Annotated in this window: 11 protein-coding genes; 5 read left to right on the forward strand and 6 right to left on the reverse strand. The window is 67.8% G+C overall.

The annotated features are described in order from the left end of the window. Positions 1–9 precede the first annotated feature (9 nt). The 4 genes from prcA to dop form a co-directional block, all read right to left on the reverse strand. On the reverse strand, positions 10–777 hold the full coding sequence (prcA, locus tag NBRGI_RS12435; protein WP_029895705.1) for a proteasome subunit alpha: 768 nt from the start codon (positions 775–777) through the stop codon (positions 10–12). Continuing rightward, positions 774–1,631: a proteasome subunit beta gene (prcB, locus tag NBRGI_RS12440; protein ID WP_029895707.1), complete on the reverse strand. Its 858-nt coding sequence runs from the start codon at positions 1,629–1,631 to the stop codon at positions 774–776. Before prcB ends, prcA begins: the two co-directional genes overlap by 4 nt. Then, the gene (locus NBRGI_RS12445; RefSeq protein WP_014986166.1) at positions 1,628–1,822 is read right to left on the reverse strand and encodes a ubiquitin-like protein Pup; all 195 of its coding nucleotides are present in this window, start codon (positions 1,820–1,822) and stop codon (positions 1,628–1,630) included. The genes prcB and NBRGI_RS12445 overlap by 4 nt, the downstream gene beginning before the upstream one ends. Positions 1,823–1,972: 150 nt before the next feature. Continuing rightward, positions 1,973–3,472 carry a depupylase/deamidase Dop gene (dop, locus tag NBRGI_RS12450; RefSeq protein ID WP_029895709.1) on the reverse strand — a complete coding sequence of 500 codons (1,500 nt, stop codon included), beginning with the start codon at positions 3,470–3,472 and terminating at the stop codon, positions 1,973–1,975. Positions 3,473–3,675: 203 nt separating this feature from the next. Between dop and NBRGI_RS12455 the strand changes: the two genes are divergently transcribed. Then, positions 3,676–4,881: a DUF418 domain-containing protein gene (locus tag NBRGI_RS12455; RefSeq protein ID WP_148310792.1), complete on the forward strand. Its 1,206-nt coding sequence runs from the start codon at positions 3,676–3,678 to the stop codon at positions 4,879–4,881. Between the two features lie 11 nt (positions 4,882–4,892). Here the strand turns inward: NBRGI_RS12455 and NBRGI_RS12460 are convergent, their stop codons facing one another. Beyond that, positions 4,893–5,654: a DUF6882 domain-containing protein gene (locus tag NBRGI_RS12460; RefSeq protein ID WP_148310793.1), complete on the reverse strand. Its 762-nt coding sequence runs from the start codon at positions 5,652–5,654 to the stop codon at positions 4,893–4,895. A gap of 64 nt (positions 5,655–5,718) precedes the next feature. On the opposite strand from NBRGI_RS12460, the gene NBRGI_RS12465 reads away from it, so the two are divergent. Next, a complete protein-coding gene (locus NBRGI_RS12465) occupies positions 5,719–6,246 on the forward strand; it encodes an NUDIX hydrolase (protein ID WP_029895715.1) in 528 nt (175 codons plus the stop codon). Positions 6,247–6,262: 16 nt separating this feature from the next. On the opposite strand, the gene NBRGI_RS12470 is transcribed toward NBRGI_RS12465, so the two are convergent. Next, on the reverse strand, positions 6,263–6,973 hold the full coding sequence (locus NBRGI_RS12470; protein WP_029895718.1) for a TetR/AcrR family transcriptional regulator: 711 nt from the start codon (positions 6,971–6,973) through the stop codon (positions 6,263–6,265). Between the two features lie 99 nt (positions 6,974–7,072). Between NBRGI_RS12470 and NBRGI_RS12475 the strand changes: the two genes are divergently transcribed. From NBRGI_RS12475 to NBRGI_RS12485, 3 genes are all read left to right on the forward strand, one after another. Next, a complete protein-coding gene (locus NBRGI_RS12475; protein ID WP_029895720.1) occupies positions 7,073–7,972 on the forward strand; it encodes an AurF N-oxygenase family protein in 900 nt (299 codons plus the stop codon). After that, positions 7,969–9,735, forward strand: coding sequence for a DUF4873 domain-containing protein (locus NBRGI_RS12480; protein ID WP_029895723.1), 1,767 nt, complete (start codon positions 7,969–7,971; stop codon positions 9,733–9,735). The genes NBRGI_RS12475 and NBRGI_RS12480 overlap by 4 nt, the downstream gene beginning before the upstream one ends. A 74-nt stretch (positions 9,736–9,809) precedes the next feature. Beyond that, complete coding sequence (locus NBRGI_RS12485; RefSeq protein WP_029895725.1) at positions 9,810–11,468, forward strand: hypothetical protein; 1,659 nt, start codon at positions 9,810–9,812, stop codon at positions 11,466–11,468. Positions 11,469–11,484: the final 16 nt, after the last annotated feature.

Consider the following 11,484-nt stretch of genomic DNA (forward strand, 5'->3'; position numbering starts at 1 on the left):
GCTTTCCGGCTACTCCGCGGCCGGGGTCTCCGCGGCCGGCGGCTCCTGCGCCTTCCCGGCTTTCTTCGGCGGCTCGAGCAGCTGCTCGAGCGTGGAGTTGGTGACGCGGCGGAACGCCCGCCGCGGCCGCGCCTGCTCCAGCGTGGCGACCTCGAGGGAGCTCACGCCGAGCACGCGCTTCTCCTTCTCCGCGCCCTCGGGCACCCCGGCCTGCAGGGCCTGCACCGCGATCTTGATCGCGGCGGCCAGGTCCAGACCGGGCTGGTAGGACGCCTTCAGCGCCGTGACGATGGGCTCGGTCGTGCCGCCCATCACCACGTATTCGCGCTCGTCCACGATGGACCCGTCGAAGGTGATCCGATACAGCACCGAGGTCGGCTGCTGCTCCGGATAGCCCACCTCCGCGACACAGATCTCCACCTCGTACGGCTTGAGCTGGTCGGTGAAGATCGTGCCGAGCAGCTGCGCGTACCCGTTGGCCAACGCCCGCCCGGTCACATCCCGGCGGTCGTAGGAGTATCCGCGCAGGTCGGCCCGGAGAATGCCGTCCCGGCGCAGGTTCTCGAACTCGTTGTACTTGCCGACCGCGGCGAACCCGACCCGGTCGTAGAGCTCACTCACCTTGTGCAGCGTCGCGGACGGGTTCTCCGCGACGAACACGACACCCTTGTCGTACACCAGGACCACGACGCTGCGACCCCGAGCGATGCCCTTGCGGGCGAGCTCGGTCTTGTCGCGCATGATCTGCTCGGCCGACGCGTAGTACGGCAGTGTCATGCGCGAGCGCTCCCTTCTTCCGCAGCCTCACGGTCGGTGACGATCGCCCGCGCGATCTCGGCCAGACGATTCTCGGTCACCTCGACCGCGCCGTCGTCGTCGATCACGATCGCTGTCGGGTAGATCCCGCGCAGCAGATCAGGGCCACCGGTCGCGGTGTCGTCGTCGGCCGCGTCGAACAGCGCCTCGACAGCGACACGCAACGCCCGCTCCTGATCAATTCCCTTGGTGTACAGCTTCTTCAGCGATCCCTTGGCGAAGACCGAACCCGATCCCACCGCCGCGTAACCGAACCGCTCTTCACTGCGTCCCCCCACCACATCGAAGGACACGATGCGGCCCGAGCGGTCCGGGTCGGTGGCGTTGTGGTCGTAGCCGACCAGCATCGGTACCACCGCCAGGCCCTGCAGGGCCGCAGGCAGATTCTCACGCACCATCTTCGACAGCTTGTTCGCCTTGCCGTCGAAAGTCAGTGGCACGCCCTCGAGCTTCTCGTAGTGCTCCAGCTCCACCGCGAAGATCCGCACCATCTCGACAGCCATGCCCGCGGTACCCGCGATACCGGCCGCGGAGAAGCTGTCGGTGATGTAGACCTTCTCGATGTCCCTGCTGGCCAACAGGTTTCCCTGGGTGGCCCGCCGGTCACCCGCGATGAGCACGCCACCGCGGTAGCTGATCGCGACGATGGTGGTTCCATGCGGCGCGAAATCCTTCGCGGCGGCACCGAGCCCGGCACCGTCCATCGCGGCGAACTTGTTGGCGGGCAACAGGTCCGGCGCGTGCATGCGAAGGTATTCGGAGAAGGACGAGAGGGCGTACCCCAGGTGGAGACGCGAGGGGTCACCTACTGTCACTGGCCGCCTTTCTGAACGTACGCGCGGACGAAGTCTTCGGCGTTCTCCTCGAGCACATCATCGATCTCGTCGAGTAGGTCGTCGGTCTCCTCCGCGAGCTTTTCGCGGCGCTCCTGACCGGCGGCGTCCACACCGTCCGGGCCCTCATCCTCGTCGCCGCCCCCGGCGCGCTTGGTCTGCTCTTGTGCCATGGCAGCCGACCTCCTCTGTCCTCATCATGACCGGAGCTCACTTGCGAGCACGGCCCCGATCATGAGCAATGTCCGTGCCCGTTCTTCAACACTACCCAGCGGAACCGACGCGATGTCGTATTCCGTACCGATGTGGAACTGTGTTGATACCTAGGTTGTGAGCTGTTCCACAAGGTCGGCGGCCGAACTCACGCCGTCGAGCAACTTGCCGACATGGGCTTTCGTGCCCCGGCGCGGTTCCAGGGTGGGGATGCGGACCAGCGAGTCGCCGCCCAGGTCGAAGATCACCGAATCCCAGCTCGCCGCGGCGATGTCGGCGCCGAAGCGGCGCAGGCATTCACCGCGGAAGTAGGCCCGGGTGTCGGTGGGCGGATTGGTCATCGCGTCGAGCACCTGCTGCTCGGTGACGAGTCGTTTCATCGAGCCACGCGCCACCAGGCGGTTGTAGAGCCCCTTGTCCAGCCGGACGTCGGAGTACTGCAGGTCCATCAGGTGCAGCTTGGGCGCGGCCCAGCTGAGGCCCTCGCGCTGGCGCATGCCCTCGAGCAGGCGCAGCTTGGCCGGCCAGTCGAGCAGGCTCGCGCATTCCATCGGGTCGCGCTCGAGCAGGTCGAGCACCATCGCCCAGTTCTCGATGATGTCCTGGACGCGCTTGTCGTCGTTGCCGGTGCGATCCACGAACTTGATCACCCGATCCAGGTACATCCGCTGCAGCGCGAGGCCGGTGAGCTCGCGGCCGTCGGTGAGCGCGACGGTGGCGCGCAGGGTCGGGTCGTGGCTGATCGTGTGCACGGCGGTGACCGGGCGGGCCAGTTGCAGATCGGACAGGTCCTCGCCCGCCTCGATCAGGTCCAGCACCAGCGCGGTGGTGCCGACCTTGAGGTATGTCGACATCTCGGCCAGGTTGGCGTCGCCGATGATGACGTGCAGCCTGCGGTACTTGTCGGCGTCGGCGTGCGGCTCGTCGCGGGTGTTGATGATGCCGCGCTTGAGCGTGGTCTCCAAGCCGACCTCGACCTCGATGTAGTCGGCGCGCTGGGAGAGCTGGAAACCGGCGTGATCACCGGACTGGCCGATGCCGACCCGCCCGGATCCGGTGACCACCTGGCGGGACACGAAGAACGGGGTGAGGCCGAGGATGATCTGGTTGAACGGGGTGTCGCGGCTCATCAGATAGTTCTCGTGGGTGCCGTAGGAGGCGCCCTTGCCGTCGACGTTGTTCTTGTACAACTGCAGGCGCGGTGCGCCGGGCACGCTGGACGCGTGCCGCGCGGCGGCCTCCATCACCCGCTCCCCCGCCTTGTCCCAGATCACCGCGTCCAGCGGATCGGTGACCTCGGGTGCGGAGTATTCGGGGTGCGCGTGGTCGACGTAGAGCCGCGCACCGTTGGTGAGGATCATGTTGGCCGCGCCGACCTCGTCGGCGTCGATCACCGGGGCCGGGCCGTTCATCCGGCTCAGGTCGAAGCCGCGCGCGTCGCGCAGCGGCGACTCCACCTCGTAGTCCCACCTGGTGCGTTTCGCCCGCGGCACACCCTCGGCGGCGGCGTAGGCGAGGACGGCCTGGGTGGAGGTGAGGATCGGGTTGGCCGACGGCTCGGTTGGGGTCGAAATCCCGTACTCGACCTCGATTCCGATGATGCGCTGCATGGGTCGAGCCTAGTAGGCGTCACCGACCGCGGTCCGTGCACGGCCCTCCCCGGACACTGCGCAGCGCGTCGGAGCGCCCCCTGATCGGCCGCGCTCCGGTGCCGGGTCACGCCGAAGGATGGGCCGGACGACCCGCGAATTCATCCTTTGCGTGGTACTTCCGAAGGATCTGCACGCACGGCCCGAGGGCCGATTCTCGATACATGACCGATTCTCTCGCCCATCCGCGCGCCGCCGCCCCCGGCGCTCAAGGCACTGTCGTGCCCGCACGCCCGCGGCTGGTCGCGCTGGATGTGTTGCGCGGCATCGCGATCCTCGGCACCCTCGGCACCAATATCTGGATCATGACCAACAGCCGGGGCATTCTCGGCTATCTCACCGAGCTCAAAGGCCAGGCCGAAGGCTGGCTCTGGACCGAACGAGTGCTCCAGCAGCTGGCGCAGGGCAAGTTCCTCGGCCTGCTCACCATCATGTTCGGCATCGGCCTGGCGATCCAGCAGGCATCCGCGCAGCGCGGCGGCCGCAAGTGGCCGGGCACCTACCCGGTGCGCGCCGGACTGCTGCTGCTCGACGGTGTGCTGAACTATCTGTTCGTCGCGGAATTCGACGTGCTGATGGGTTACGCCGTCACCGGCTTGGTCGTCGCCTATCTGCTCGTGACAAGTGAACGCGCACAACGCCGTTGGTTGATCGTCACGGCGGGCATCCATGTCGCGATGCTCACGCTCATCGCGCTCGCGACGATCTTCGCGCCGGAAGACAGCGGGCCCGAGATACCGCAGCAGCGCGCGAATCCCTATGCGGACGGGTCGTTCTGGGATCTCGTGGTGTTCCGCGTGCAGGAGGTGGGCCCGTTCCGGGTGGAGACGCTGTTCGTCTTCGCGATGTCGATCGCGCTGTTCCTGCTCGGTGCCCGGCTGTTCCGGGCCGGGGTCTTCCGTCCGGAGGGCGCGGTGCTGCGCAAACGGCTGATGATCATCGGTTTCGGCATCGCCGCACCGCTCGACCTGCTCGCGGGCATCTTCGGCGGCGGGCACCTGTTCCTCTACACCCGTTACGGCACCGCGCCTTTCGTCGCGCTGGGTATTCTCGCGCTGGTCGCGCAGTTCTACCTGCACCGCACGCGGGCCGGGTTCGTCGGCCGCCGCCTCACCGAGGTCGGACGGACCGCGCTCAGCTGCTACATCCTGCAGAATCTCGTCGCGTCGATCCTGTGCTACGGCTGGGGTTTCGGCCTCGCGGCACGGGTCGAACCGGACCTGTACGTGCCGTTCACGGTCGGCATGTATCTGCTGGTGTCGGCGATCATCGTGACGAGCGCGCACCTGTGGCTGCGCCGGTTCGAGCGCGGGCCGGTGGAGTGGGCCTGGCACCGCGGCTACCAGTTGCTGACCGGCACGAAAGGCTGACCGCCTGCGGCTCAGCACATCTCGATGTTCGCCGCACGCGTGACGGGTGCGGGCGGCAGTTCGATGCGGTCGATCGCCACGCCGACCTCGAGGTTCACCACGTGACCGCCCGCATCGAATTCGATGGTGCCCGTGATACCGGCACCGCTGAATTCGAGCAGGCGCTGGCGCTCCACGAACTCGGTGACCATGCCCCGCCTGCTGAGGTAGCTCTGCATGGCGCGGCGGTAGTCGACCAGCGGCAGGGCGTTCACGCCGTGCGCGAGCACCCGGGCAAGCCCGGCCGCGGTGGGCGGCGGCAGCCGGAAGTCCGGATGCTCGACCAGAAACGCGACGCACGTGCCGTCGGTGACACCACAGTAGGAACTCCAGTGTCCCGACACCACTTTCGACGCGTCGGCCAGCAGATTCGCGACCTGGTGCGGTTCGGGATTCGCCCGGCCGAGCGCGACCGGCATTTCCGCGGCACACAATTCGGCGACGCCGTAGCGAATCCCGAACTCGCGCACCATCCGCGCGACCGCGATCAGCGACTTCTCGAAACCCCACGGATTGGCCCAGGCCCACAGCCACGTCTCGGTGTCCGCGGTCCCGAGCAGGTGGAACTTCGTGCAGACCAGCGTGCGTTCGGCGCCGATGAATTCGAGCCGCCCCGCCTCCATGTCGGCCTGCCACCGATGCGCACCCAGCACCTCCTCGACGTGCAGGCGATGTTCGAGCGACAGCAATCCCGCGTCGTCGAGCAGCCTCGTCAATGGCACAGGTTCGGACACCGGCCTCAGCGTAGTCAACGTGGTCCCCCTCCTCCGTACCCTCTCGCCCCGCTAGTTTCGTGTCGTGACCTTCGCCGATCGATATCCGTTGCTGCACACCTCGACCCACTGGGCGTGGGGCGAGATGGACGTGCAGTTCCGCACCGCCGCACCCCCCGACGAGCTGGTCACCAACGTCCACGTCGTCGGCTTCGTCGGCGACACCGTCGTGCTGTGCCGCGACGAACGCGACGTCTGGATGCTGCCCGGCGGCACCCGCGAAAAGGACGAGTCCATCGACGCATGCCTGCGCCGCGAACTTCGGGAAGAGGCGGGCGCCTACCTTACCGGTCCGGTGCGGTGGCTCGGCGCACACTACGCCACCAGCAATCTCGCTGCGCCGTTTCGGGATTGGCAACCGCATCCGCACAAGGCCTGGCTGTGGTGCGCGGCCGACGTGGTGCTGGACGGCGCGCCGACGAACCCGGACGACGCCGAACAGATCGTCGAGGTGCGGGCCTTTCCGATCGACGAGGCGCTGCGACACGCGCGCTCCGACGGCGATCACCTGCCCGAATTGATCCGCCTCGCAGTGGAACTACACCGGCCGTGAACGCGCCGTGGCGTACCTACCTGGCGCTCAGCGCTTCCGGAGCCACCAGCAGATCCCGCACCACCAGATCGCGCTCCAGCGGCACGCCGAGACTGCGCGCGTTGCCCTCGAAGAGCGCCAGCACCGATTCGGTGAGAATTCCTTCCACCTGGTCGGAGGTGAGCGTGGTGCCGGCATCGGCGCGCCAGCTGTTCACCACGCCGTCGACGAAACCGATGATGCCGAAGGCCATCGGCCGCGCGCGGGCCTGGTCGATGCCGAAGCCGGACAGCCAGAGCGCGAACATATCGGCCAGGCGGCCGCCGATCCGGTCCCTGGCCCCGGCCAGCGAGGTTTCGCCCTGCGGCGCGGCGCCGCCGATGAAGCGGTGCAGGTTCGGGTGCCGCTCGACCCAGCGGACGTAGGTGCCGATCGCGCCGCGCACGGCGTCGCGCACGGTGCCGTCGGGGTGCAGCGTCGGCATGATCTGTGCCAGTAGGGATTCCAGGATCTGACGACGGATCTGCTCGTCCAGATCGGTGCGGCCGTCGAAGTGGCGGTAGACCACCGGGCGGGGCAGCTTCAATCGGTCGGCGATCTGCTGGACGGACACGTCGACGCCGTTTTCCTCGATGACGGTGATCGCCGCGTCGATCACGTCGGCCCGCCGCCGGGCCTTGTGCCCGTTCCAGCGAGTCGCGCGGCCGTCCGCGGCGGGCGGCTCGGACTGGGCACTCGTCGTGGTCACGTCATCACGATACCCGCAGCACGATTGACTGCGACAGATTGTCTCACTAACCTGCATGTAACAGTTTGTATCGGTTAAATCGACAATGTTGGAGCAGTCATGGGCAACGACGCCGCACTGATCCCCCAGGAGTCCTTCGCGCAGCGCTTGCTGACCGGATCGGTCAAGAAGTCCTACGACCCGGTGATCGACATGGACTGGGACGCGCCCCTGGATCCGGACAAACTCTTCCTGCCCGCCGAGGTGGTCTCGCTGTACGGCACCGCGCTGTGGGACTCGATGACCCCGCAGCAGCGCCGCGAGCTGTCCCGTCAGGAACTCGCGAACGTGCTCTCCGTGGGCATCTGGTTCGAGAATCTGCTCAACCGGCTGCTGTTGCGCGAGCTGATGGCCGACGACCCGACCACCAGGCACTCGCACTACACACTCGTCGAAATGGGCGACGAGTGCCGGCACATGATGATGTTCGGCAAGCTGATCGATCGCATCGAGGCCCGGCCGTACTGGCCGCGCCGGGCGGGCCGGATGGTCATCGGGGTGCTGCCGCTCTTCTTGCGCGGCTCCATGACCTGGGTCGGCGCGCTCGTCGGCGAGGAGATCTTCGACGCCATCCAGCGGCGCACGCTCGACGATCCGGAGTTGCAGCCCTTGGTGTCTCGCGCGATGCGCATCCACGTCACCGAGGAGGCGCGCCATATCGGCTTCGCCAGGGACGCGCTGGCCAGGCGGGTGCCGACCATGTCGCGGGCCGAACTCGCCTACACCCGGCTGTGTGTCGCGGTCGCGGCCCCGCTGTTCGTCTATCTGCTGACCAACCGGCACATGTACGACCGCGCCGGCCTCGACGGCCGGGCGGCCCGCCGGATCGCGGCGAGTAACCCCGAGGCCAAACGGGCCCTCGGCATCGGCGCCGCGAATCTCGGTGCGTTCCTGCAGAAACAGGGACTCATCGGCCCGATCGGCGAGTGGATCTGGCGGCAGCGGGGGTTGCTCGGATGAACCCCGAACCCGATATCGTCATCGTCGGCGCGGGTTTCGGCGGCCTCGGCATGGCCATCGAATTGCGCCGGGCGGGCATCGACGATTTCGTCGTGCTGGAGAAGGCCGGCGACATCGGCGGGACCTGGCGGGAGAACACGTATCCGGGTGCGGGCTGCGATGTCATGTCGCTGATGTACTCGTACTCTTTCGAGCAGAATCAGCGCTGGACGCGCATGTTCGCGCGGCAGCCGGAGATCCTCGACTATCTGCGCGACACCGTGGACAAGTACGACCTGCGCACCCATCTGCGATTCCACGCGGAGGTGGTGACACTCGATTTCGACGATGCCGAGGACCGCTGGACCGTCGGACTCGCCGACGGACGGCGATTGCGTCCACGCCTGGTCGTGATGGCGCCGGGTCCGCTGCACGAGCCCTCGATCCCGGCCTTTCCCGGGCAGGAAGAGTTCCGCGGCAAGAGCTTTCACTCGGCACAGTGGGATCACGATTTCGACGTGCGTGGTAAACGAATCGCGGTGATCGGCACCGGCGCGAGCGCTGTGCAGTTCGTGCCGCAGATCGCCAAGGATGCCGCGCAGGTGACGGTCTTCCAGCGCACCCCGCACTGGATCGTGCCGAAGCCCGACCGGCCACTGTCCGCGCTGGAGCACGGCGCGTTCCGGTATCTGCCGGGCGCGCAACGGCTCTACCGATGGGCGATCTACTGGGGCTACGAGTCGATGATCCCCGCGTTCATGAATCCGGAGCTGATGCGCCGGGTGGAGTCGGTCGCGCGCGGCCACCTGCGCAGGCAGGTGCGCGATCGCGAACTGCGACTCCGGCTCACCCCGGACTACCGCCTCGGCTGCAAACGAATCCTGGTGTCCAACAACTACTACCCCGCGTTGCAACGGGAAAACGTCACGCTGCAGACCACGCCGATCGCCCGGCTCACCGAGACCGGCATCGGCACCGTCGACGGTGCCGAGGAATCGTTCGACGCCATCGTCTACGGCACCGGTTTCAAGATTTCCGACCGATTCGCCGACCAGCACATCGTCGGTGCGAACGGACTCACGTTGCCGGACGCGTGGCGCAACGGCATGGAAGGTTTCCTCGGCGTCGCGGTGCACGGGTTCCCGAACCTGTTCCTGATCGTCGGCCCCAATTCCGGTGGCGGGCATCAATCGATCATCTTCATGATCGAGGCACAGGCGCGCTACATCCGCCAGTGCGTCGAACTGCTGCGCAAGACCGGCAACACCCGGATCGAGGTGCGTTCGGCGACCCAGCACGAGTTCAACCGCCGAACCCAAGCGAAACTCGCGGGGACAGTGTGGAATTCGGGCGGCTGCCAGAGCTGGTATCTGGACGAGCACGGGGTCAACCGGGCCGCGTGGCCCGGCTCCAGCGTGTCCTACTGGCGGGCCATGCGGCATCCGGATCCCGGCCACTACGACCTCACCGTGGCCGCGGATCGGGAACCGGCATACGAGTATTCGGGTCCGGCGATGCTCGACGCGCCCGGCGCACTGCTACCGGTGACGGTCGCGCTCAGCGGGCACACCGACCCGATCGACGGCCGGTATCACTGGTACGGCCGGATCACCGCGACGGCGGGCGACGAACTCCCCGATCCCGGACGCGCCGAGGTGTTCCTCGCGCTCCCCGGTCGCTACCCCACCGCTGGCCGGTTACAGGAGCGCGACCCCTGGGGCAACCTGCGCATCGTCGGCATCGGCGATCCGCCGTATCAGTTGGAGGCCACGGCCGTGCACTGATCGGACCGGGCACAGGCACAAAGAAGCGCCGTCAGGTTCGGCATTCTGCCGATACCCTGCGCGCCGGACATCGGGTGGGCTGGATCAACCAGATCGATCCGGAAGGCCCCATGAAACTCACCTCGCCGCAGCTCGCCTCGATCGGCACCCTCTGCTGCCTGCTCACTTTCGCCGCGGTGCCCGCGCAGGCGGCCGCCGACCAGGGCCGGACCTGGTATGTGAGCGCGACCGCCGCGGCCGGCGGAAGCGGTACCGAGACAGCGCCTTTCAACAGTTTAGCGGCGGTGCAGCAGGCGTCCGGCGAGGGCGACAGCATCGTCGTGCTGCCCGCACCGCTCGGGGCGGCGCCGCTCGACGGCGGTCTCGCGCTCAAACGCGGCCAGCATCTGATCGGCGGTCGAGCGCCGGGAAGCGTTGCCGCGGTGGCCAATACGACCGGCGCGCTGGACGGCGACGCGATCCGGCTGGCCCCGGACACCGAGGTCCGCGATCTCACGGTCACCGCCGCCCAGCGCGGCGGGATCTACGGCCGCAACGTCGGAAACACCACGCTGCGCGGCAACACCGTCACCGCGACCAATCGGGCCTGCCACGACGGTTTCCTGGTGCAGCCGTTCCCGCCGATGCTCGGCGTTCCGTTCGGCACGTCGCTGCCGGTCGCACCGAATGTGGTGGCGCTCAACAACGGCTGGGCCGCCATCATGGTCGACTCCGACGCGGGCGCGAGCACGCTCGCCATCGAGGACAACACCGTGCACGACACTCCGTGCGGCGACGGCATCGACGTCCGCACCACCGGCACGGCGCAGGTGTCGGCCACCCTCACCGGCAATCTGACCGAGCGGATCAATCAGGGCCTCGCGAAGCTGTCGGTCCTGGCCGTCGGCCTGCAGAGCACCGGAACCTCCTCGCTCACCGCCGCATTGCGCGGCAACACCCAGCGCGATATCGCGGTGCCCGAGCACGACCCGCTCAACGCCGCCGCCGACAGCGAGGGTCTGTTCGTCAACGCCGCCGACCGCGCCCGCATGCGAATCACCATCGACCGCAACAGTTATCGCCACGGCGGCGGCCACTTCTCGGCCAACGGCCTCGAATTCGTCACCAGCAACGGCACGCCGGACAGCGAGGTGACCCTCACCAACAGCGAATTCATCGACGTGCCAGGCGATATCGTCGAGAATCTCAATCTGAGCGCCGAAGGCGCGCGCCACGTGATGACCATCGACGGGCTCACCGCCGCCCGCTCCAGCTTCCTGGCCGCGGCGCTGAATCCGGTGGTGCCGGGCAATCTCGGCAGTTGCCTGTTCTCGGCCAGTTTCGGCCGGGACAACACCACCGCGCTCACGCTGCGCAACGCACAGCTCAGCCAGTGCAGCGCCGACGGCATCGGCGTCTACGCCTACTCCCCCAGCGGTCCCGCGCCGGCCCGGGCGAGCATGAAGTTCGAGATCGCCGACACCACGGTGACCGACGCGGCCGTCGCCGACCTGCACGTGCACACCGTCGGCGACCTGGCCGAGCTCACCGGGAAGGTCGAGCGCTCGCGTTTCAGCGGCGACGTGGTGCTGACCCAGAGCACCGGCGCCCTCGGCACCGGATCGGTCATCGATTTCGGCGGCGGACGCCTCGGCAGCGCCGGGGCGAACTGCTTCTCCCCCGCTACCGAGACAGACCTGGCCGCGCCGAGTCTGCCGGTCGACCATCCCGGCTCGTGGCCGCTCTGCCAGTAAGGACAGAAACTTGGTC

It is taken from the genome of Nocardia brasiliensis IFM 10847, assembly GCF_000710915.1.
Taxonomy (GTDB): domain Bacteria; phylum Actinomycetota; class Actinomycetes; order Mycobacteriales; family Mycobacteriaceae; genus Nocardia; species Nocardia brasiliensis_A.

What these genes read in the sequence shown, in the direction of transcription:
- prcA (WP_029895705.1), bottom strand. Translation starts at nt 777, where the DNA reads ATGACACTGCCGTACTACGCGTCGGCCGAGCAGATCATGCGCGACAAG.
- NBRGI_RS12445 (WP_014986166.1), bottom strand. Translation starts at nt 1,822, where the DNA reads ATGGCACAAGAGCAGACCAAGCGCGCCGGGGGCGGCGACGAGGATGAG.
- dop (WP_029895709.1), bottom strand. Translation starts at nt 3,472, where the DNA reads ATGCAGCGCATCATCGGAATCGAGGTCGAGTACGGGATTTCGACCCCA.
- NBRGI_RS12455 (WP_148310792.1), top strand. Translation starts at nt 3,676, where the DNA reads ATGACCGATTCTCTCGCCCATCCGCGCGCCGCCGCCCCCGGCGCTCAA.
- NBRGI_RS12475 (WP_029895720.1), top strand. Translation starts at nt 7,073, where the DNA reads ATGGGCAACGACGCCGCACTGATCCCCCAGGAGTCCTTCGCGCAGCGC.
- NBRGI_RS12480 (WP_029895723.1), top strand. Translation starts at nt 7,969, where the DNA reads ATGAACCCCGAACCCGATATCGTCATCGTCGGCGCGGGTTTCGGCGGC.